We start from the raw sequence: 21,343 nt of genomic DNA, 5'->3' as shown, positions 1-21,343 counted from the left end.
GCCTACCAGATGTTCGGTAATGCTGATGCTACGGCGGTGAATAAGGGCGGAGGCACGGCATTACCGATAACAGTATATCTATTTGTCAAAGAGCCACTTTTAGTGTCAGGGAATACAAGATTTTGGGAAAAACCTTGTAATCGAGCTGCTTCACGGTAGCTAAAACGTCTAGCTCTACCCTCATTCACAAACCTCCATACATTATGCTCCACTTTGGTCAATGCAGGGCTGAGTGGATGTAAAGGCATGTGCCGAGCATTACTAACAATGGTCTTGGAGAGTTGATCCCAGTCTCGACGACGATCTCTGGACATGTAGTACCAGTGAAACTCCCTATCGTAGAACTCCCCTTCAGGCCACTCTGGCAGCCCAGCAATGGCTTCACGAATTGTTGTGAACGGCTGCTGAGCATCAGGGCCATGAGTTGCTACAGGAAACTCATAGGTCAAGCCAAAGTCATGGCGGATGCCGACGATGAAAATGCGTTTACGTTCTTGAGCGACACCATAGTGTGCGGCGTTCAGAACGGTGGTGCTGACGCGATACCCCGCCTCTGTAAACACCTTGATTTGGTCTTCAAGCAGATGGCGAAAGTTTGCTCTGACCATCCCAGACACATTCTCAACGATAAATGCTTTGGGTTTGATCTGAAGTAGTGCCCTGGCAAATTCTAGATATAAGTAATTGATTTTTCTACTTGGTTCTCTTACGCCACCTTGGCTGAAGCCTTGGCATGGGTAGCACCCTACGAGCAGATCCGACTTAGGGAAATGCTCTACATTACGCACATCTCCTAAAACATAGTCAGTTTCAGGATGATTCTCTAGGTATACGTCTTTGGCATAGGGGATGATGTCGTTGGCCATAAGAACGTCAAAACCGGCATTGATAATGCCGGCATCCGACCCCCCACACCCCGAAAATAGTGAAACAGCAGTTGGCATAGTCTTCTCCAGTTGGTGGGGATTATATCGGAATTTTGAAATTGTGGCCACAAGTGCCCAGTTGCTAATAAAAGGTCCTGAGGGGCTTTATATGAGGCCTGATACATCTCAAGTGTGAGAGGAACTAAACCAAACATCCTCAAACCTCGCCGTTTGCTGTATAAACGCACAGTAATTTTGTGGAGAAGTTATGACAGTAAGAAAGCTCACCGATGGCAAGCCCAAGCTCTGGCTGGCCGAAGTTTATCCCCAAGGGCGTGATGGTCCTCGTAAACGCAAGCGCTTTGCCACTAAGGGCGAAGCCTTGGCATGGGAAAAGCATATGCTTGCCCAGCCCTGGCGGCAGGCAGAGGTGGGGAATGCGGATGAGCGGCGGCTGAGTGACTTGGTGGCGCTCTGGTATGGTCGCCACGGCCAAACCCTGACCGATGGTGAGCGACGCCGCGACAAGCTGAATTGGCTGGCTGAGGCGCTGGGCAACCCGCTGGCTACCGAGTTCACGGCCCAACAGTTTGCGGCTTACCGCGAACGGAGATTGGCAGGAGAACTGTATGTGCCCGGTCAGCGCAAACAGGTATCCCCGACCACCATCAACCGCGAACTGCTCTACCTGCAGGCGGTGTTCAATGAACTTGGCCGCTTGGGTGAGTGGGCGCACGGTAACCCGCTAGAGGTGTTGCGTCAGTACAAGGTGCAAGAATCCGAGCTGGCGTTCCTGAATCAGGATGAGATTGAACGGTTACTCGCGGCCTGTACAGGCCTGAAAGATTTGTGGCTGATCGTGATGCTCTGCCTTTCGACCGGGGCTCGCTGGTCAGAGATCGAGAAGCTTACCCGCTCACAGGTTGGCATCGGCCGGCTTACTTTCACCCGAACGAAAGGCAAGAAGAATCGCACTGTGCCGGTGGCAGGTTGGCTATTGGCCTTGTTGCCCAAGCGCACTGGCCGCTTATTTGGTGACTGCTACGCTGAGTTCGAGAAGGCGATACGGCGGGCCGAGATTGAATTGCCTGCAGGCCAAAGCACCCACGTTCTGCGTCATACCTTCGCCAGTCACTTTATGATGGGGGGAGGTAACATTCTGGTGTTGCAACGGATCCTAGGGCATACCGATATTAAGATGACAATGCGCTATGCTCACTTTGCCCCGGATCACCTTGAAGATGCAGTCAAACTCAACCCGATCACCGCACTGAAAAATGGCGGCAAAATGGCGGCAGCGCTCACCTGCGATACCCAATAAGCCCCATCCATCCCCAAGCAAACCCGCGAAAACACGGCAAGTTATTGATTCAAAATGGCTTGCGATGGTTTCAAAATCCGCCGGTGAATAACCGTGTCGGTTCGAGTCCGACCCCGGGCACCATCAAATTCATGACAAAAGGCCATCAGCAATGATGGCCTTTTGTTTTTTGGCGTTCCTGCGCATTGGTGGGTTGCTGCTGAGCAGGCAGTACTTCCAGTTACCTCTTGGTATCCCTTCTCTTTTCCCGCTATCCGTTATTTCATTTCCTTGATATAGCCGCTGACGGCATCACCGCCAGCGGCCTGTCTCTATTGCGGTTTTTTCCAAACCTTGCTGCATCAGAACATGGTTGCCGCACTATCCCAGCAGGGCAAACAGCAGGGTACCGAGGCTGCCTGCGAGCGTCAGCGCGATGATGGCTCTGGGTGTGCCGTGCAGCTTGGTCCACATAAATAGGCTGGTGAGGGCGAGCAGCAGCAGGGCCAGGGCGGCGATATCGCCAAACAGCTGCCAGCCGAGGCCGGTGCCTATGCCGCGGTGCAGCCGGTTGAGGCTGGCGGCAAAGTTGGCCAGTTGCAGGTCGGTACGTACCAGCAGGGTACCCTCAACATAGCTGGCGGCCACGCTCTGGCTGAGGGTGACACCGCGCATCTCCCACTTGGCGGGCAGGGTGAGCGGGCCGTTCGGGGTGGGCAGGGTCTGGGCCGGGGTGATCATGGTTCGCCCGTCGGCAAAGGTATCGGGATAGCGCTGTTGCAGCAGGCTTTTCAGCTGCTCCGGGCTGGCGAGCGGCGCCTCCAGCACTATCTCTTCACTCGATTTGTCGGTGTGGGGGCCGGGGATGGGCAACACGGCACGGTGTTGCAGCCAGAGACCGGTGATGCCGTACATCAGCATCAGGGCGAGGGTAAAAAAACCGGCCCAGGCATGGAGGCGGCGTACCCATTTGTTGTTGTGAAGGGGAACTCTTCTGCGTTTCATCGTGGTTGCTTCATAAAAAAACTGGCCAGCAAGGGCTGGCCAGTCGGGGTGGTTGTCACAGAGATCAGAAGCGGTAGGTACCGGTCAGACTCAGCTGACGGGGTGTGCCCGGCATGATCTGGTTGGCACTGGTGGCGCTGACGAAGTACTCGTGGTCGGTCAGGTTTTCGGCGCTCAGCTCGGCTTCCCACTGTTGCCAGCGATAACCGACGCGCGCATCGAAGCGGGCGTAACCGGGCAGTGTGGTGGTGTTGGCGTTGTCGGCGAAGCGATCGCCCACCGCCGTTACGCCGGTTTCACCGAACCAGCCCTGCTCGCCACTCTTGTAGCCGAGATAGAGCTGGCCATTCTGACGGGAGACGTTCATCGGGCGCTTGCCCTGCAGATCCGCATCCGCCTTGACCTGCTCGGCATCCTGAATAGCGAAGCCGCCACGCAGGTAGATCTCTTCGGTCAGCTCGGCGCGCGCGCTCAGCTCGACACCCTCGGTGCGCTGCAGGCCGGTGAGGATCACCTTGGTGGGATCCAGCGGATCCTTGGTGCGCTTGTTGTACATCTCCAGTCGATAGAGGGAGAGGGTGGTCGCCAGCTTGCCGTTCAGCCAGTCACTCTTCACGCCACCTTCGTAGAGGCGGGTGTGCTGGGGTTCCAGCCCGTTGTTCTTGTCGCCCGGGGTGATGCCGATCAGCTCGCCGCCCACCGGGGTGAAGGTCTTGCTGTAGGAGGTATAGAAGGCGTGATCCTCGAGGGGATTCCACACCAGACCGAGGCGCGGGCTCAGGCTGTTGACCGAGACGCTCTCCTCCTTGTTGAGGTCGTAGCGGCGACTGGTGACGGTGAAGTCGTCACGGCGCAGCCCGCCAACCAGATGCCAGTCACCCAGGCTGAGCTGATCCTGCAGATAGAGGCCATTGCCGCGCACCTTGTGTTTGGCGTCGCTGGAGAGCTTCATGGCGCCATTGTAGGTAGGCAGTGAGCCCGGGTCGTAGAGGTTGCCGGACGGGATGGCGGTGGCGTTCTGGTAGAGCTTGGGTGTGCGCTCCTGCCAGTTCTGCTCGAAGCCGACCAGCAGGCGATGTTCCACCGGGCCGGTCTGGAACAGACCTTCGGCCTCGGTGTTGCTGATCAGGTTCTTCGCTTTGAGATCCTGCTGCCAGCGGGAGCGGGTCACCTGATCCCCTTTGACGCTGGTGACATAGGTGTTGTCAAACTGGCTGTCGAGGGTGGAGTAACCGAGCTGCTGGCGCAACTGCCACTGATCGTTGATATCCCAGGAGAGGCGTGAGCGGGTGGATTGTGCCACGTCATCGATGAAGTCGCGGCTGGTATCGCTGTAGACATACTCTCGCGGCACATCGGCCGGACGGCCATTGACCCCGGGAATGCCGCGATCCGGGGTGCGGTCATGTTCGTTGCGCTCGTACTGCACCAGCCAGTTGAGGTTGTCGCTGATCTCCCAGTTGGCGGTGGGGGCCAGCAGGGTGCGCTTGCTCTTCACGTCGTTGCGGAAGCTATCTTTGTCCTCTTGCGCCATGTTGAGGCGCAGTTGCACCTGCTCACTCGCCTCGCCATTGAGGTCGGCGGCCAGTCGCTGACTGTCAAAGCTGCCGACCCGGGCGGTGACGCTGGACTCCTGCCCTTTCTGTGGCTTCTTACTGATCCGGTTGACGATGCCCCCCGTGCTGCCACGGCCGTAGAGCACGGCAGCCGGGCCCTTGAGCACTTCCACCCGCTCGATGTTGCCGAGATCCCGGGTGTACTGCATGTCGTCGCGGAACCCGTCGAGATAGAAGTCGTTGCTGGCGCTGAAGCCGCGGATATTGACCCCATCGAAGCGGGTATCACCGCTGGCGTTGACCCCGGGAATGCCGCTCAGGGCTTCACTCAGCGTTGGTTGGCCGAAGGCGGTCAGCTCGCTGACCTTGACGCTGTCGATGGTCTGGGGAACCAGCTTGGCTGGTGTATTGGTACGGGTTGCGGTGGCAACTTCCTGATGCTGGGATCGTTTGCCAACCACAGTCATGGTTTCATCGGCGGCCTGGGCAGTGAAGCCGGTGCCCAACAGTGCCAGCGAGACCAGCGTTCTGCGAAAGTGAGGGTGCTGCATATTCAATATTGACTCTTTGGATGTCGACCTGACGGCTCGAACATATTGATTTAATTATAATTAGCCTGACCCGCCAAAGCGGGATGCCAATGATATTGATTTTCATTTGTCTGGCAAGGTGAAAATGGAGAGGAGTATTGGAGGCGGGTTGTGCGGTTGGGGGAGCTCGGCTGAAAAGCAGAGCCATTGCAGCAAACCGCGAGAACGAAGAGAGGGAAAAAGGGCGTAGCGGAAGAGAAAGAGACGAAACGTGAAGAGGTATCTGGCCCGATAGGACGGGCCGGATATCGGACTCAGTGGGTGCGCAGCAGTCGGCGGGCGAGGGGCAGGGCCGCCAGCAGGCGATAGGCCAGCAGAGACGCTCCCAGCAGCAGCGGTACCTTGGCGATCTCCCACAGGATGGATGCGCCCTGCGGGCCGAACACGAAGAGCCAGACCACCAGCATCATGTGCAGGCAGTAGATCCCGAGCACTTTGGGTGCCTGGCGCTCAAGCCAGCTGCCCTTGCCCCACTCGGGGTTGGCCAGCAGCAGGCCAAACAGGCCGATAGCCCAGGGAAGGGAGCCAAGCAGGAAGTCGTGGCGGGTGAGCGGCACTGCGGCAAAGTGCTGCAGCGCCCAGGCTTCACAGCCATAGAGCGTCACCCCAGCCAGCAGCAGTTGCCAGCCGGTGCGGGCATCGGGCTGCCACTGACGCTGGCGCAGCAGGGCACCAAGCGCCACAAACAGCAGGGAGAAGAAGGGGCCGTTACGGGTGAGCAGTGGCCACTCGGCGCCCAGCAGCGGCTTGGCATAGGAGCCCCCCAGCAGCGCCAGCAGGTAGAGGCCAAGACCCAGCCAGAGGGCGAGCGCTGGTCTGCCAAGGCGGTAGCAGAGTGCCAGCAGGGTCACCGCCATGATCAGGGCTGGCAGGAACCAGAGGTGGATCATGCCGCCCACCAGCCAGCCATTGAGGGGGTCGCCGAGCTGGAATTGCCACTGCCCGCGCAGGGAGGCCAGATAGCCTTGCTGCACGGCAGCAAGCGGATTGAACGGCACTAGCAGGTAGACCAGACTCCACACCAGCCAGAGCATCAGCAAGGGGCGGCAGTAGCGCCAGGCCACGGTCAGCGGCGCTTCGCGACTCAGCCTTGGCTGCAGAAAGTAACCGGCACAGAGGAAAAACAGCGGCACGGCAAAGCGGCATAACTGGTTGATTGTGCCGCTCAGCCAGAGCCAGGATCCGCTTCCCCACAGGGCGGGATTGAACGGATTGGCGAAGGGGGATACGTGAATGGTCATCACGGCCAGAATGGCCAGTACCCGCCCGCACTCGATACTGGAAATACGCATGGTGGCTCGTCGCTACAGGGGTTGTGATGGCACGCTAAAATTCTTGCCGAAAACTTACAACCAATTGATTCTATTAGTGTGAATCACGCTGTTGAGTAGTTACGTTTTGTAACGGGATGGCGGAAGGTGTTACCTGTAACGGGAGCAAGCTCCCGTTTTTAGGCGCGCTCATGCAGATAAAAAAAGCGAGGCGGGCGCCTCGCTTGGTTGGGGATCTCGAGCTTACTGGTGAGTTAGCATGTTGTTCTGGTTGGCTGCCAGGGTGGTTCTGCCCGAGCTCTCCAGCCAGGTTTTGATCCGCTTGGCGTCGGCGACCCGATCGTTGGTGGTCTCGGCATTGAGCAGCACCATGATCACCGGCTCACGATTGACCTTGGTGCCCAGCACCAGACAGCGGCCCGCTTCGCGGATATAGCCGGTCTTGGAGAGGGTGAACTCCCATTGCCCTTCGCGGATCAGCCGGTTGGAGTTGAGGTAGTGCAGCTGGCGCTTGTTGGTGCGCACATAGCTCTGCTCGTCGGTGGAGTACTGGCGGATCAGCGGATAGGAGGCGGCTGCGGCGGCGAGCTTGGCGAGATCCTGCGCGGTGGAGACATTGCGCGGGTTGAGCCCGGTGCTGTCGGCGTAGCGGGTATTCCACATCCCCAGCATGCGGGCCTTGGCATTCATCGCCTCGACGAAGGCGCGCTGGCCGCCGGGATAGTGGCGGGCCAGCGCCGAGGCGGCGCGGTTTTCAGAGGACATCAGGGCGATATGGAGCATTTCGGCGCGGCTGAGCCTGGAACCGATGGCCAGGCGCGAGCCGGTTCCCTTGATGCGGTCGATGTCGGCATTGGTCACGGTGAGCATTTCGTTGAGGCGCAGGTTGGCATCCAGCACTACCAGCGCCGTCATCAGCTTGGTGAGTGAGGCGATGGGCATGACCCGGTTGCCGTTGCGCTCGGAGATCACCTCGCCGGTTCTGTGGTTGGCCACCACGAAAGCGGCCGAGCTGAGGTTGGGCACATCCCGTCGCTCGAGAAAGCCGCTGCTGCTCTTGCTGCTGGCGGAAAAGGGGTTGGCATGGGCACTGTCCATAGTGGCCGGCAGCATTACTGCGCCAAGCAACAGGGGAAGGAGGGAACGCATCATCATGATCAGCTCTACCGGACGAAATACAGGGATATCTCGCTAAGTTATATGTCGTGAACTGGCGCTTCACAATCATTCTCACCTTGATATTGATAATTTACGGCGTTGAGCGCGCTCTGATGGCGAGGAGAGCGTAAAAGAGGTCTCCATGGAGTCTTTTTTTTGCATTGAAACTATGGGCTGGCCGTGATGGCGAGCGGAAGCCGGCGCTAAAAAAATCGGGACCAGAACGGTCCCGATTGGCATGGAGCATTGCTTATCGTTTAGTGGGCATCTTCCTGCTTTATCTTGAAGCGCATGGCGATCACCACGAACAGCAGCGGGCCAATGATGGTCCAGACGCCGGTGGAGATATCGCCGGAGATAAAGGGGGCGACCACGGTAAAGACGTTGCCGAAGGCGACCAGGATCAGGCTGATGATGGTAGCCAGCAGCACGGAACCCGCGCTCTTGAAGAAGATCAGGTCCTTGCCCAGCGCCGGGTTGTTGCGATAGCGATACCAGGCGTAGATGAGGAACATGTAGGGCAGGGTCATGCCGACGTTGGTCATGGTGATGATCAGCTCATAGAGGGCGGCGGCCCCTTCCGGGTTGATCAGGGTAAAGATGGACTTGGCGGCAATGAACAGACAGACCACCCAGGCTTGCACCTTGAGGGCTTCAATCCGCACGCCATTCTCGTTCTCGCGTTGGAAACGCTCCGGCCAGAAGTAACTCGGGGTGCCGGTGATGAACTGGCGCAGTGGCGCGTAGGAGAGGGCGATAAAGGCACCCAGATAGCTCAGGAACATGCCAAGGCCAGCAAAGCGCATGAATAGCTGCCCCAGCCACTCGCCACCGAGATGGCGCCCCAGCTCCAGCATGATGATGAAGAGGGCGGAGAGAGAGGTGATCCCCTCGGCCGGGAAGTCGCTCCAGCGCATGATTGAGCCGACCGCCAGAAAGCCGATGATGTAGCAGAGCACGATGAAGGCGCCGGAGAGGAAGATGCCGCGCTTGAGGTCGCGCTCCGGATCTTCCAGCTCGTCAGCCACCCCGGCCATCGCCTCGACCCCGCCGTAGGCGAAGATGGCGAACACCATAAAGCCGAGGAAGGGGATGATGTCGTTGAAAGCGGCATTGGGAGAAGCCGTCAGCGATGCCTGGGTGAAGGGTTCCTGCAGAGTCATGCCGCTCACTGCGAAGGTGAAGACGCCACCGACCAGCAGCAACACGTTGAGTGCCACCACGGAGAGACCGCCGATGGCCGCCACTTTGGCGAAGCGGGCGCTACCCAGGGTGATGAGCTTGGTGACGGTGGCAACCAGCGCGATGGCGACCACTCCCAGAATAAAGGGGCCGAAGTCGATGCCGGTACCCAGGGTGACCGGGATGACGGTGATGTCGCGGCCAAACAGCATGAAGGAGAGGGGCACCCACATAGAGAGCGCCTTGCCAAACATCCAGATGACGTAGGAAGCGAACCACATGGTCAGACCGATAAAGGCGAATCGGGTCGAGACCGAATGGCGCATCCAGGTAAAGATGCCGCCCGCCTCTTTGCGAAAGCCGGTGCCGAATTCGATCATCATCAAAATGAACGGGATGAAGAAAAACAGACCGCCAATGACGAACATCGGAATGGCGGCATATCCCATTCGGTAAAAACCGATCCCGATATTAGTGACGCCAAATACCGATGTTAATATCATCAATATAAAGGCGCCCAATTTCAGCTTTTTTGCTGACATATTAAAAACTCCCTGATGGTGCTGGATTTAAAATAATCAAAAATTAAACGGACGAAACCGGACCCATTAATAACGCGGTAGCGCCATGCCATCTTGCTGTGGCGGGCGCGATCGGGTCATCTCTGACCGGGCTGGCTTACCCGTCAGGCGGTCAATGAACGTATGGGTGGAGCAGCATGGTCTGTGCCATGCGCGGTATTGGTCAGCGTTGCCGAAAATTAACTGTGAACGATTTTATCATTAATGCTGCTTGGCAGGTAAGTTTCCCGAATGAAGCTGTGGTTGAAATAAACAGACCTGCCAGTTAATTGATACGTTGCGGATGTAAACATTTACGCCCGGGCCGACACTTATTTCCATTATTGGTATTCGGCATATTTGGCGGAGTGAATTACGCCATCCTGCCTGATAAATACGCACCAATGGCGACAGCGCTTATCCTCCCAGCCGGGTCAGCAGCACGCCGCCAGTGATAATGGCCGCCGCCGTCAGCCGCATGCGCCCGAGCGGCTCTTTCAGCAGCCAGACCGAGAGCAGCATGGCAAACAGCACACTGCTTTCGCGCAGAGCCGCGACCACGCCAATGGGGGCTTGGGTCATGGCCCAGATAACAATCCCGTAGGCGAGTAGTGACATGGCACCTCCTGCCATTCCCGCCATCGCATGGCGACGGATCTGGCGCCATGCGTTGCGTTTCTGGTGGACGATCAGCACCAGCAGCATCGCCAGCCCGGTACAGGCAAAGAGCCAGAGGGTGTAGCGTACCGGTTCACCCCCTGCGCGGGCGCCGGCCCCATCCGAGAGGGTATAGGTCGCCGTGAACATGGCCGTGATCAGTGCCGCCCGAACCGCTTTGCTGGCAAGGCGCTGCTGCCCGCCTCGCCAGGCCATCAGCAAGACCCCCATGATCAGCACGCAGGCGCCGACGATGCCGCCGTAACCGGGGTAGTCCCCCAGCAGCAGGGCACTTAGCGCCATGGCGAGCAGCGGGGCACTGCCACGGGCCAGCGGATAGATCTGGCCAAAATCGCACTGATTGTAGGCATGGCTGAGAAACAGGCAGTAACCGATATGGAGCAGGACTGAGAGGCCGAGCCAGGGCAGCTCGGCAGCAGAGGGAAGCCCCATGGGCAGCAGCGCGACGGCGGCGATAAGCCCGGAGAAGATCGCCACCAGGGACACGCCCACCAGCCGCTCTTCGCCAATTTTGACCAGTGCATTCCAGCTGGCGTGAAGCAGGGCGGCCAGCAGAACGGCAAAAAAGACGGTGGTGCTCATGGGAAAGGGCTCTCGGGCGATGGGGGCCAACAGCATACCCGCCTGGAGCCTGATTGGCCGAGATCTTTATCAAGGCTTCGGTTTCTCGGGGTTCTTCTCTTGCTTGGTGGTGCTGCCCAGTTGCCCCAGCACCAGTTTGGGGTGGGGATCGGTCTGCAGCGGAATATCCTGCAACTGCGTTCCCTGCTGGTGGCGATGGATGATTACTGCGGCCATCTTGCCCAGCGCCTCGTAGCTGCTGATGGTGCCAACGCTGCAGCCGTGCTCGACGAACAGCTCGGCACTGCAGATCGTAGGGATGGCCGCTGCGTTGAGTGCATTCAGCAAACGGGGAGCGATGGAGAGCAGATAGCTGTCTGCGGCCAGAAAGACGATGTCGTTTTTGGCATCCTGTTGCAGCCGCTTCAGTTCGTTGTCCAGCCGCCGTGGGTCAGGGGCCATTCGCCAGGTGACCATCTGCCACTGATAGCGTTTCGCTTCATTGAGCAGCATATCGGCCACCAGCAGGGTGTTCTGCTCACGGGGGTTGAAGGGTAGCAGCAGCCGTTTTCCGGTGGCCAGATGCTCGCTGGCGTTGGCCAGTTGCAGCGCCATCGGTACCATGTTGCTTACTCCGGCCACCATGCTGTTCTGGGCTTTGTCTTCCGAGAGGATGTCTGCCCCGACCGGATCGGATACCACGTTGAAGATCAGTGGCTTGCGGTTGGCTACCAGACTCTTGGTCATGGTGGTGGCGGTGGTGCCAAAGGTGTAGATGTAGTCGTATTCGGCCAGTTTCGGCAGCATCTGCTGGCGCAGCATGGTTGCCAGCGCTGTGCGATCCTGATCGGCGTTATAGGTGGTGATGGTGGCCTGATAGCCAAGGCGGGTCAGCTCTGCCCGAAAGCCCGCTTCGGCTGCGGTTTCACCGCGCCACAGCACCATGGCGATAGAGAGGGCGTGAGCGGGAAGAGCCAGCAGGAACAGCAGGACGAAAGGTAGCCTGACCATGATCATCTCTCCGGCGATACATCTACTGTTGAGCCTAGGCCACTTTCTCCGGTCGTGAGCGACGCCCAGCAAAAAGCGCGATGGCAAGCCATCGCGCTTTGGGTATCAGAAAACCTCGATTAGAAGTCGTAGCGAGCAGCCAGCTGGAAGTCATCCTTGTTGGCGGTCGCTTTGCCGGCAACGCTGTCCAGATTGTTGATGCGGTACTCGCCGATCACCCGCAGGTTCTTGTTGAACTTGTACTGGGCTCCCAGGGTGTAGTAATCCACATTGTCTTTCTTGGTGCCAGCCTTGTCCTGCTCCTGTTTGTTCCACAGCGCCATCAGACCGAAGCCATTCTCGAAGTTGTAGCCCAGCGCGGCTTCCCAACCGGTGTGATCGGTGCCGGTCGCCAGGAAGTCGCTGCCATCGGCATAACTGAGGGCGGCGTAGGCGGCCTTGTTGTCAAACTTGGCGGAGATCAGCCACAGTTTTGCATCTTCTTCACCGCTCTTGTCGCGCAGGCCGACGTTATAGGCAGTACCCAGCGACAGGTTGAAAGGGAAGGTATAGGCCACGGCTGCTCCGTAGGCCGCGTCGCTATCCTTGCTGGTAGTCTCTTCGGTGTCACCACCGTCGAACTTGTAGCTGGTGTCGAGCTGGAAGCCATTGAACAGGCCGGAGTATTTCAGTACGGAACCGGCGCGGTTGGTGGCGAAGGTGTCGGTCTTTGCACCCAGCGCTTCGTTACCGTAGCCGTCGGAGAGGGAGACATCAGTCCAGTCCGCCAGGAAACCCGGGGCACCTTTCTGGCGACCGAAGGTCACTGTACCCCAGTCAGCGCCCACACCGGCAAAGGCCAGACGGGTACGCAGGTTGTCGGAGCTCTCGCTGATGGTCTTCTCGCTGTCGTTGATGTACATCTGCACTTCGTACTGGGCCAGCGCCTTCAGACCGCTCTGGATCTGGGTTTCAGCCTTGGCACCGAAGCGGACAAACTGGTTAGCCCCTTGCTTGGCGCTGTAATCCTTGGTGCCATTCGGGTTGGCGGTATCGACGTTTTCTTTCTTGTCGCCGAAGAATTGACCGGCGTAGATGCGGCCATACAGGTCCAGCATGGCGGTATCATTTTTATACACCTCAACGGCTTGCGCCTGGAAGGCGGCGGTCAGAGCCAGTGCCACTACAGTCAGCTTTTTCATCTTAATCCCTTGTGTTGCAAGCTTTTGTTTTGAAGACGGGGCCATCCTAGGGAAGATGCATGACAGCGGGGTGACAACTGGATGAAGAGTCGATGGCAATTGGGTTGCAATTGGATGAATTGGCTACATTTATGCACCTGGCAGCTACTTTTGTGCGCAAAGGTTTGCCCTTGTGGTAGAATGCCGCCCGTTTTCGAGCTCCATAGGTTGGATATGCGATGAGACGTGAACTGGCAATCGAGTTTTCCCGAGTGACGGAAGCGGCTGCACTGGCTGGCTACAAGTGGCTCGGACGTGGTGACAAGAATATCGCTGATGGGGCGGCCGTAGCGGCCATGCGCCACATTCTCAACCAGATCGAGATCGATGGTGAGATTGTGATCGGCGAAGGTGAAATTGATGAAGCGCCGATGCTCTATATCGGCGAGAAGGTCGGTACCGGACACGGCGACGCGGTGGATATCGCGGTCGATCCCATCGAGGGTACCCGCATGACCGCCATGGGTCAGGCCAACGCGCTGGCCGTGCTGGCGGTGGGCGACAAGGGTTCTTTCCTGAAAGCACCTGACATGTACATGGAAAAGCTGATCGTCGGGCCCAAGGCCAAAGGCGCCATCGACCTGGATCAGGCTCTCGAGCTGAACCTGAAGTCCGTGGCCAAGGCGCTGGGCAAGCCGCTCTCCCGTTTGACTGTCATTACCCTGGCCAAGCCGCGTCATGACAAGGCAATCAAGGAGATGCAGGGTCTGGGCGTGCGGGTGTTCGCCATTCCTGATGGTGACGTTGCCGCCTCCATCCTCACCTGTCTGCCGGACAGTGAAGTCGACATGCTTTATGGCATCGGCGGCGCACCGGAAGGGGTGATCTCCGCGGCGGTGATCCGCGCGCTGGATGGCGACATGCAGGCCCGTCTGGTGCCGCGTCACCGGGTCAAGGGCGACAGCCCGGAAGTGCGTGCGCTGGGCGAGCAGGAAATTGCCCGCTGCGAAGCGCTGGGCATCGACGTCAACAAGGTGCTCAAGCTGGAAGATATGGCGAAGAATGACAACGTCATCTTCTCCGCCACCGGCATCACCAAGGGTGATTTGCTGGATGGCATCACCAGCGATGGCGTGATGGCGACCACCGAGACTCTGTTGATCCGTGGTAAATCCCGTACCATTCGTCGTATCAAGTCGATCCATTACCTGGAGCGCAAAGACAGCGTGGTACGTGACATCATCCTGTGATGATGGCTCGCTGAACCGGCTGTGTTGTTTGAAGCCCGATCGCCCGTGCGGTCGGGCTTTTTGTTGTGCGCCAGCTACGTTTGTGCCGCCGCTTCGGCTATGGTGGCTCAGACCATCCCAAAGGAGTGGAGTCTATGGAGTGTCGTAGCGGCTGCGCTGCCTGTTGCATCGCCCCCAGTATCAGCAGTGCCATTCCCGGTATGCCAGATGGCAAACCGGCTGGCGTCCCCTGTATCCAGCTCGATAGCGCCCTTGGCTGCAAGATTTTCGGTCAACCGGAGCGGCCGGCGGTGTGTGGCGGTTTTCGCCCCATGATGGATGTGTGCGGCAGCCATCGCGCCGAGGCCATCTGGCTGATCGGCGAGCTGGAGCGGCTCACCACCTGACGAGAGCAGGGCGAAGATATAAAAAAAGAGGCCGCATCATGCGGCCTCTCGCGTTTCTATTCGCCGGGGATCAGATCCCCGCCAGCTCCAGTGCCTGACGATAGTACTCGTTGGCCTTGTTGGTAAGGCGGCGCTTGTCCATCAGCTGGCCGAGAGCATGGTAGGCGGCGGCGCTCGGCGCCCGCTCCACCTCCTGCTCCAGCAGCTTCTGGGCATCGTCCAGCTGACCGGCCAGTAGATAGAGCTGGGCCAGTGCGGTGTCCACCTCCGGTTGCCCCTGCTGTTTTTGCAGCAGTGCCAACAGCGGCTGGTAGCTGTCGAGTTTCAGCTTGGGCAGGCGAGCCAGCAGCTGCGGCATCGGCTGTTTGCGCAGCGCCTCCTGCCACAGGGTGGCGGCCTCGCCATCGGCGCCCAGCTGGCGCAGCAGATCGCCGTAGCAGGCCAGCAGTTCTGGCTCGAGGCGCAGTTTGCGCGGCAGATCCTGCCACACCGCCTTGAGGGTCTCGAGGCTGCCGGCAGCCTGTTGCAGGCGACCACACCAGGCTTGTTGCAGCAGATCTTCTTCCTGTTTCGGGGTCAGCTTGCCCACCTTGTGCAGCGCCGGGATCAGGTCGCACAGGGCGCTCCAGTCCTGACGGGCCAGATGCACCTGACGCAGCTGATCCAGCACCATGGGGTGGCGCGGGTTGAGGGCGTAGACCGACTCCAGCATCGCCAGCGCGGTATCGTACTGGCCCTGCTCGATTTGCAATTGGGTTTGGGTCAGGGTGAGCGCCAGCTCGGCTTTGGGATTCTCTTCCTGCGCTTTTTGCAGGTATTGATCCCGGCGGGCGTCGTCACCACGGGCCTGTGCCGCCTTGGCGGCGCTCAGGTAGTTGAGCAGCGGGGTATCGCTGTTGCTGGCCCCCTTGATCATCAGTTTTTCAGCCTGACTGTAGTGCCCTTCGGCCATCGCCAGGGTGGCGGCGACGGTCTGTTGATTGGCCTTGCGGCGGCGGCGCGAGCCGTACCAGCCGAGGGTCTTGCGGCGCAGGCCGAATACCCGACCCAGCAGCCATTCGACGATCAGCAGGGCTCCGTAGAACAGCACGGCCAGGATCACCGCGCTGGTGACGGAGGATTCGATGGTGTAATTGCCAAGGGCAATCAGCACATAGCCCTTGTTACCGGAGGCTTGCGGGCCAAAGATCAGCCCTGCGAGCATCACGGCAACCAGAATGATTATACGGATCATGGTGCCCTCCTCAGCTGCTGGCCAGAATGCGTTGCAGGCGTTCGGTCAGCACCTGCTCCAGCATCGCCTGGGTCTTGAACTGGGCCGGATAGTCGATCTGGATCTGCTCACCCTTGAGCTTGTCGATCTCGCCCTGCATGTAGCGGGTGGCGCTGTTGTCGGTGTCGAAATATTGGGTCAGCCAGCGCTGGGCCTTGTCCAGGCTGTCTTCGTAGAGCGCCTGCTGCTCGCGATAGACGGAGAGCTGGGCCTGCAACAGCTTGGTTTTGAGGTTTTCACGCAGGAAGATCTCCTGCTGCGGCGAGAGCAGCGCCTCGACCGCGCCATCGCGGCGACGGATGGTGACGAAGTTCTCGGTGAACTTGACCCAGTTCTTCTTCAGGTTGCTCTCCCACTCGTCGGGATTGGCGCTGACCGCCTGATCCGGCTCGGCCTTGGCTTCCGGCATGCTGACGGTGGAGAGGGGCAGCAGCTCGATCTGATCTGAGAGCGCGGCCAGCTTGAGGGTCAGCCCCTCGCGGTCGATGCGCGGCATCCCCTTGAGCTTGGCGATATCCTCGGCCAGCGCCTTGCGGATCGGCATCAGGCTGGGGTCGTTGAGGGCGGCGATCCGCTCGTCGGCATTGCCGAGCAGGGTGATGGCGGAGACGAGGTCATGCTCCAGCCACAGTTTGCGGCCCGCCATCCGTACCAGATACTCGGATTCGGCCAGCATCCAGTCGTTGGGGCGCTTGTCATTCAGGTCCAGTACCCGGTTCTGCAGACCCTGCATCTCCCCCTGCAGCCGCTGCTGGTTTTGATCCAGCGCGGCCAGCTGCTTGGCATCCTTGCTGCTGGTCTGGTCGATCTTGCTCAGGGCGCTCGCCAGCTGTTGCTTGAGCTGGGCCAGTTCGGCCTGCTGGGCAACGGCATTCTTGTGACCGTGCAGATAGAGACCGCCGGTCAGGCCAAGGGCCAGCAGGATGGCGACCCCTCCCAGTACGGCACCGGAGCGGCTCTTGCTGCCATTGACCGCAGCGGTCGGCTGGGGTTTGACCTGGGATTCTTGTTGTTCTGTCATTCCATCTTCCTCAGTTCCAGTGCGGCCGTCAGGGCCTGGTTGGATGCACCTTGGGCAATCGTGATATGGATAAAGCCCGCGGAGTGGGCCATCTCGGCCACTCGCGGGCTGGGGACCACCAGCAGGCGGTCAAAAAGCCAGGGCCGCTGGTGGTCGGGAACCAGCTCCAGCAGCCGTTGCAGCAGTTCACCACTGGTAATGAGCAGGCTGTCCAGCCCCGCTGCCTGCCAGTGGCGGGTCAATGTCTCCCCGTCTAGCTCGGGGTAGTGGCGTTCATAGGCCGCACAATAGTGCACCAGAGCACCGCGTGAGGCCAGCGTGCTGGCGATGAGATCCCGCCCGCCATTACCGCGCAAGATCAGTACCCGTTTGCCTGCTACCTGCTGCAGGGCGGGCAGGGCCAGCAGCCCTTCGCTGCGCGGGTCATCCGGGCAGCTTGCTGTGATGCCGATAGCGGCAAACGCATCTGCGCTGGCCTGACCCACCGCAAAGTACTCAATATGTGGCCAGGTCTGACCAGTTTGCAACAGAAAATCGTGTGCAAAATGAACGGCATGGATGCTGACCGCGATAACGATATCGGCGCTGTGCAACAGGTTGGGCAAGCGGGGGAGTTCACTGCCCGCCACGGTTTCCAGCAGCGGGCAGCAGAGTGGTGCATGACCGTGCTGGCGCAGCAACTGCACCAGCTCGGCGGCTTGGGCGGCCGGACGCACCACCAGCGGTGTCATGCGCGGTAGACCTCGGCCAGGATCTCGTCGGCACCGGCGGCCAGCAGACGCTGGGCCAGTTGCTCGCCGAGCGCCTCACCATCGGCCAGCGGGCCGCGGATCTCGTCACGGATAACCTGACTGCCATCCGGGCTACCCACCAGACCGCGCAGCCAGATCTGCTCGCCTTCGACCAGTGCGTAGGCACCGATGGGGACCTGACATCCCCCTTGCAGGGCGCGATTCATGGCGCGTTCGGTCAGCACCCGGGCGCGGGTCTCGGCGTGCTCCAACGGCGCCAGCAGAGCGTGCAGCTCAACGTCGTCGAGGCGGCATTCGATGCCGACAGCCCCCTGACCGTTGGCGGGCAGACTCTGCTCCGGCTCGATAAAGGCGGTGATGCGGTGCGCCATCTCCAGTCGTTTCAGACCGGCGGCGGCGAGGATGATGGCGTCGTACTCACCGGCATCCAGCTTGGCGAGGCGGGTGTTGACGTTGCCACGCAGGTCGCGGATCACCAGATCCGGGCGGGCGGCGCGCAGCTGGCACTGGCGACGCAGGCTGGAGGTGCCGACCACGGCACCTTGCGGCAGTTCGGCAATGGCCTTGAAACGATTGGAGACGAAGGCGTCGCGGGGATCTTCCCGCTCGCAGATGGTGTGCAGACCGAGCCCCTCGGGGAACTCCACCGGCACGTCTTTCATGGAGTGAACGGCGATATCGGCCCGTCCTTCCAGCATGGCGGTCTCCAGCTCCTTGACGAACAACCCCTTGCCACCGACCTTGGCCAGCGGGGTATCGAGGATCTTGTCACCCTGAGTGCTCATGGGCACCAGTTCGACCTGCAACTGCGGGTGCAGGGCTTCGAGCCGGTCTTTGACAAAGTTGGCCTGCCACAGGGCCAGCGGGCTCTTGCGAGTGGCAATTTTCAGGGTTCGGGCTGCCATATCAATCAGTTGTTTCATTTTTAGAAGGAAATCGATATTACCACCCTTTGCCCGGGCTTTCATGGCGGAGCCGGCAAAAGCGGGGCCAAGCTCAAAAATGCATGCTGAAAATGATTTTCATTAAGCAAGTGGTGTTGATTAATTCATTGAATGTATTGGGATTTAATGATTTCCCCTGATACTTGATGTGGTCATACCAGAAATAATCTGACGTTTAGCTGAAGGCTTGTTTACCACCGCTGTTTGCATTGTTAACATGATCACACTTTTTTGACGTATCCCCCTTTTGGTGCGTCATTTTCACTTAGGTGATAGGCAGGGCATTGCAGGAACACATCGATACGCTGGTTGCGCGTTATGACGACATTACCCGTCTCAAGACGCAACGGGCGTTAGGCCTCATGAGTCGCTATGGGCAGCAGGTATTCCAACTGCTGCCTGTCATGCTGCACTTCAATCATCCCCTGCTGCCCGGTTATGTCTCCGGTGATGTCCCTCATGGCATCTGGAGCTTCAGCGCCACCGCCGAGCAGCAAGCCTTTATCGATGACCTCTGCCGCAACGCCAACTGTCAGAGCGGTCTGGCAACCCATGATCGAGCCATTCAGGGGCTCTACTCCATGGGCAGCACCTCCTCCATCGGTCAATGCTGTCACTCCGATCTCGATATCTGGGTCTGCCACGTGGCCGGTTTGTCGCAGGAGCGGCTCGATCTGCTGGAGCTGAAGTGCCAGCAACTCTCCAAGTGGGCCGAACAGCGCGGGGTCGATCTCAACTTCTTCCTGATCCCGGAAGACAAGTTCCGCCAGACCAACGATGCCCAGATGCTGGGGGAGAGCTGCGGCAGTGCCCAGCACCTGCTGTTGCTCGACGAGTTCTACCGCAGTGCCATGCGTATCGCGGGCAAACGCTTGATCTGGTATCTGGTGCCCACCGAATGTGATGATCACTACGATGAGTATGTGAACGAGCTGTTCGAGAGCGGCAAGCTCAAACAGGATGATTGGCTTGATCTCGGCAGTTTTGACCGTATTCCGGCGGAGGAGTATTTCGGCTCTGCCCTGTGGCAGCTCTACAAGGGGATCGACTCTCCCTATAAGGCGGTGCTCAAGTCTGTGTTGATGGAGGCTTACTCCCACGAGTACCCCAACACCCGTTTGCTCTCGATGATCAGCCGTGACTGGTTTCAGCACAACGAGGGGATGCACTACCGGCTCGACAACTACTGCCTGATGCTGGACAAGGTCACCAACTACCTCAAGTCCATCGGCGATATGGCGCGACTCGATCTGGTGCGCCGCTGCTTCTACCTCAAGGTGTGCGACGGCCTCAGTCATCCCAAGGATGATCACTCCCCCGAGTGGCGCCGCGAGCAGATGAGCCAGCTGGTCTCCTACTGGGGTTGGAGCCAGGACAAGCTGTACCACCTCGATCACCGCCACGAGTGGAAGGTCGAGGAGGTGAAGATCGCCCATGCCGAGTTGCTGGAGGCTCTGATGCAGAGCTACCGCAATCTGATCCAGTTCGCCCGTCGCAACAACATCAGCGAGTCGATCAACCCGGAAGATATCGGCATCCTGTCGCGCAAACTCTATGCCGCATTCGAGAGCCTGCCAGGCAAGGTGCAGAGGGTGAACCTCAAGATCGCACCGGATCTGAGCGAGCCTGATCTCAGCTTCGTGCAGGTGCCCCACGGTCGCCTCAACCGCGCCGGCTGGTATCTCTACAAACATTCGCTGGAGCCGGTGGACATCATTGGTCGCGCGCCGCTCGAGTTCAACGGCTACATCAGCAAGCTGGTCTCCTGGGCCTACTTCAACGATCTGCTGACCCCCCAGTCGCGGGTGCACCTGTTCAATCAGGGCTCGGATCTGCACATCGACAATCTGCACCAGTTCTGCCGCGATCTCTCCGGCTGCTTCCCCGAGAAGTACCCGCTGGCCACCAATCTGGCTCTCAGCCGGCCGTGCGAAATTCGCCAGCTCTCCATCTTCCTCAATTTGGAGATGGACCCGACCAGCCACTGGGTCGGTCAGGTGATCGAATTTGACGCCAATACCGTGGATGTCTTCTCGTTCGGTCGCAATCAGGAGTGTCTGGTCGGTTCGGTGGATCTGGTCTATCGCAACTCCTGGAGCGAGATCCGTACCCTGCACTTCCAGGGGGATGAAGCCGTGGTCGATGCCCTCACCACCATCCTCGGCAAGATGCATCAGGATGCCGCCGCCCCCGAGATGATCGAGGTGTTCTGCTACAGCCAGCACTTCCGCTCTCTGGTGCGCTCCCGCTTCCAGACTTTGGTGGCGGAGTGTATCGACCTGCGCCTTGCCCGCGACAAGCAACAGCTGGTCAAGACCATGGCCCTTGGCCGCGAGAAGTACGGCATCTTCTTCGAGCGGCGCGGGGTGTCGGTGAAGAAGCTGGAGAACGCCATCGATTTTTACCGCCACATCTCCCACAACAAGCTGGATCACCTGCCGCTGCGGCTCGACAAGACCCACAGCCAGCATCTGCCGAGCATCGTCGATGCCTACGCCAGCGAAGGGTTGGTGCAGTTCTTCTTCGATACCCGGGATGCGGGCACCAACATCTATATCCTCGATGAGGCGAACCGGGTGGAGATCTACCAGCACTTTGCCGGCAACAAGGATGAGCTGGTGGCCGGGGTCAACCGCTTCTATACCTCCAATCACGAGCGGTTCAGCGATGATGGGCAGTTCATCAACTTCAACCTGCCCCAGTACTACGAGATAGTACAAGTGAATGGCGAGCTGGATGTGATCCCCTATCGCAGTCAGGGGACTCTGCGTGAACAGGTGCCGCCCACCCGGGAAGTGGGTTGATCCGTCAGTTGGAAT

Annotated in this window: 17 protein-coding genes; 4 read left to right on the top strand and 13 right to left on the bottom strand. The window is 59.3% G+C overall.

Annotation, left to right across the window (positions count from 1 at the left end; genetic code table 11):
• Positions 1–2 precede the first annotated feature (2 nt).
• Entirely contained in the window at positions 3–944 is a 942-nt protein-coding gene (locus G5168_RS05460) for a DNA cytosine methyltransferase (protein ID WP_411651992.1), read from the bottom strand.
• A gap of 190 nt (positions 945–1,134) precedes the next feature.
• On the opposite strand from G5168_RS05460, the gene G5168_RS05455 reads away from it, so the two are divergent.
• Positions 1,135–2,187 (top strand): site-specific integrase, encoded by a 1,053-nt coding sequence (locus G5168_RS05455; protein WP_421251929.1) that lies wholly within the window; start codon positions 1,135–1,137, stop codon positions 2,185–2,187.
• 360 nt (positions 2,188–2,547) lie between these two features.
• Here G5168_RS05455 and G5168_RS05450 read toward each other — a convergent pair whose 3' ends face one another.
• The 8 genes from G5168_RS05450 to G5168_RS05415 form a co-directional block, all read right to left on the bottom strand.
• A complete protein-coding gene (locus G5168_RS05450) occupies positions 2,548–3,171 on the bottom strand; it encodes a PepSY-associated TM helix domain-containing protein (RefSeq protein WP_216952718.1) in 624 nt (207 codons plus the stop codon).
• Between the two features lie 64 nt (positions 3,172–3,235).
• Positions 3,236–5,278 (bottom strand): TonB-dependent receptor, encoded by a 2,043-nt coding sequence (locus G5168_RS05445; protein WP_421230876.1) that lies wholly within the window; start codon positions 5,276–5,278, stop codon positions 3,236–3,238.
• A 293-nt stretch (positions 5,279–5,571) separates the two neighbouring features.
• On the bottom strand, positions 5,572–6,609 hold the full coding sequence (locus G5168_RS05440) for an acyltransferase (protein ID WP_421172970.1): 1,038 nt from the start codon (positions 6,607–6,609) through the stop codon (positions 5,572–5,574).
• A 222-nt stretch (positions 6,610–6,831) separates the two neighbouring features.
• Positions 6,832–7,743, bottom strand: a complete 912-nt coding sequence (gene pbpG, locus G5168_RS05435) for a D-alanyl-D-alanine endopeptidase (RefSeq protein ID WP_110303977.1) — start codon at positions 7,741–7,743, stop codon at positions 6,832–6,834.
• 260 nt (positions 7,744–8,003) lie between these two features.
• Complete coding sequence (gene yjeM / locus G5168_RS05430) at positions 8,004–9,470, bottom strand: glutamate/gamma-aminobutyrate family transporter YjeM (protein ID WP_279490100.1); 1,467 nt, start codon at positions 9,468–9,470, stop codon at positions 8,004–8,006.
• A gap of 435 nt (positions 9,471–9,905) precedes the next feature.
• The gene (locus G5168_RS05425) at positions 9,906–10,784 is read right to left on the bottom strand and encodes an EamA family transporter (RefSeq protein WP_421251928.1); all 879 of its coding nucleotides are present in this window, start codon (positions 10,782–10,784) and stop codon (positions 9,906–9,908) included.
• Between the two features lie 33 nt (positions 10,785–10,817).
• Complete coding sequence (locus G5168_RS05420) at positions 10,818–11,738, bottom strand: ABC transporter substrate-binding protein (RefSeq protein ID WP_227341549.1); 921 nt, start codon at positions 11,736–11,738, stop codon at positions 10,818–10,820.
• Positions 11,739–11,857: 119 nt separating this feature from the next.
• Complete coding sequence (locus G5168_RS05415; RefSeq protein ID WP_216952723.1) at positions 11,858–12,919, bottom strand: porin; 1,062 nt, start codon at positions 12,917–12,919, stop codon at positions 11,858–11,860.
• A 218-nt stretch (positions 12,920–13,137) separates the two neighbouring features.
• Between G5168_RS05415 and glpX the strand changes: the two genes are divergently transcribed.
• The gene (glpX, locus tag G5168_RS05410; RefSeq protein ID WP_005336386.1) at positions 13,138–14,148 is read left to right on the top strand and encodes a class II fructose-bisphosphatase; all 1,011 of its coding nucleotides are present in this window, start codon (positions 13,138–13,140) and stop codon (positions 14,146–14,148) included.
• A gap of 134 nt (positions 14,149–14,282) precedes the next feature.
• A complete protein-coding gene (locus G5168_RS05405; protein ID WP_005336384.1) occupies positions 14,283–14,534 on the top strand; it encodes a YkgJ family cysteine cluster protein in 252 nt (83 codons plus the stop codon).
• 70 nt (positions 14,535–14,604) lie between these two features.
• Here G5168_RS05405 and G5168_RS05400 read toward each other — a convergent pair whose 3' ends face one another.
• The 4 genes from G5168_RS05400 to hemC are packed head-to-tail and all read right to left on the bottom strand — an operon-like array spanning position 14,605 to position 18,485.
• Entirely contained in the window at positions 14,605–15,768 is a 1,164-nt protein-coding gene (locus G5168_RS05400; protein WP_421230878.1) for a heme biosynthesis HemY N-terminal domain-containing protein, read from the bottom strand.
• Between the two features lie 10 nt (positions 15,769–15,778).
• Positions 15,779–16,828 carry a uroporphyrinogen-III C-methyltransferase gene (locus tag G5168_RS05395; RefSeq protein WP_421230879.1) on the bottom strand — a complete coding sequence of 350 codons (1,050 nt, stop codon included), beginning with the start codon at positions 16,826–16,828 and terminating at the stop codon, positions 15,779–15,781.
• Positions 16,825–17,559: a uroporphyrinogen-III synthase gene (locus G5168_RS05390; protein ID WP_421212210.1), complete on the bottom strand. Its 735-nt coding sequence runs from the start codon at positions 17,557–17,559 to the stop codon at positions 16,825–16,827. The genes G5168_RS05395 and G5168_RS05390 overlap by 4 nt, the downstream gene beginning before the upstream one ends.
• Positions 17,556–18,485, bottom strand: a complete 930-nt coding sequence (hemC, locus tag G5168_RS05385; protein ID WP_139740585.1) for a hydroxymethylbilane synthase — start codon at positions 18,483–18,485, stop codon at positions 17,556–17,558. The genes G5168_RS05390 and hemC overlap by 4 nt, the downstream gene beginning before the upstream one ends.
• A gap of 323 nt (positions 18,486–18,808) precedes the next feature.
• Here hemC and G5168_RS05380 point away from each other — a divergent pair, with 323 nt between their 5' ends.
• Positions 18,809–21,328 carry a class I adenylate cyclase gene (locus tag G5168_RS05380; protein ID WP_421251927.1) on the top strand — a complete coding sequence of 840 codons (2,520 nt, stop codon included), beginning with the start codon at positions 18,809–18,811 and terminating at the stop codon, positions 21,326–21,328.
• The last annotated feature ends 15 nt before the right edge of the window (positions 21,329–21,343 follow it).

It is taken from the genome of Aeromonas sp. 600724, assembly GCF_049175135.1.
Taxonomy (GTDB): domain Bacteria; phylum Pseudomonadota; class Gammaproteobacteria; order Enterobacterales; family Aeromonadaceae; genus Aeromonas; species Aeromonas veronii_A.
Note: the sequence above shows the minus strand (reverse complement) of the source record. Positions and strands in the feature narration are given on the sequence as shown.

What these genes read in the sequence shown, in the direction of transcription:
- G5168_RS05460 (WP_411651992.1), bottom strand. Translation starts at nt 944, where the DNA reads ATGCCAACTGCTGTTTCACTATTTTCGGGGTGTGGGGGGTCGGATGCC.
- G5168_RS05420 (WP_227341549.1), bottom strand. Translation starts at nt 11,738, where the DNA reads ATGGTCAGGCTACCTTTCGTCCTGCTGTTCCTGCTGGCTCTTCCCGCT.
- hemC (WP_139740585.1), bottom strand. Translation starts at nt 18,485, where the DNA reads ATGGCAGCCCGAACCCTGAAAATTGCCACTCGCAAGAGCCCGCTGGCC.
- G5168_RS05455 (WP_421251929.1), top strand. Translation starts at nt 1,135, where the DNA reads ATGACAGTAAGAAAGCTCACCGATGGCAAGCCCAAGCTCTGGCTGGCC.
- G5168_RS05390 (WP_421212210.1), bottom strand. Translation starts at nt 17,559, where the DNA reads ATGACACCGCTGGTGGTGCGTCCGGCCGCCCAAGCCGCCGAGCTGGTG.
- pbpG (WP_110303977.1), bottom strand. Translation starts at nt 7,743, where the DNA reads ATGATGATGCGTTCCCTCCTTCCCCTGTTGCTTGGCGCAGTAATGCTG.
- G5168_RS05400 (WP_421230878.1), bottom strand. Translation starts at nt 15,768, where the DNA reads ATGATCCGTATAATCATTCTGGTTGCCGTGATGCTCGCAGGGCTGATC.
- G5168_RS05395 (WP_421230879.1), bottom strand. Translation starts at nt 16,828, where the DNA reads ATGACAGAACAACAAGAATCCCAGGTCAAACCCCAGCCGACCGCTGCG.
- yjeM (WP_279490100.1), bottom strand. Translation starts at nt 9,470, where the DNA reads ATGTCAGCAAAAAAGCTGAAATTGGGCGCCTTTATATTGATGATATTA.
- G5168_RS05450 (WP_216952718.1), bottom strand. Translation starts at nt 3,171, where the DNA reads ATGAAACGCAGAAGAGTTCCCCTTCACAACAACAAATGGGTACGCCGC.
- G5168_RS05425 (WP_421251928.1), bottom strand. Translation starts at nt 10,784, where the DNA reads ATGCTGTTGGCCCCCATCGCCCGAGAGCCCTTTCCCATGAGCACCACC.
- G5168_RS05405 (WP_005336384.1), top strand. Translation starts at nt 14,283, where the DNA reads ATGGAGTGTCGTAGCGGCTGCGCTGCCTGTTGCATCGCCCCCAGTATC.
- G5168_RS05440 (WP_421172970.1), bottom strand. Translation starts at nt 6,609, where the DNA reads ATGCGTATTTCCAGTATCGAGTGCGGGCGGGTACTGGCCATTCTGGCC.
- G5168_RS05415 (WP_216952723.1), bottom strand. Translation starts at nt 12,919, where the DNA reads ATGAAAAAGCTGACTGTAGTGGCACTGGCTCTGACCGCCGCCTTCCAG.
- glpX (WP_005336386.1), top strand. Translation starts at nt 13,138, where the DNA reads ATGAGACGTGAACTGGCAATCGAGTTTTCCCGAGTGACGGAAGCGGCT.
- G5168_RS05445 (WP_421230876.1), bottom strand. Translation starts at nt 5,278, where the DNA reads ATGCAGCACCCTCACTTTCGCAGAACGCTGGTCTCGCTGGCACTGTTG.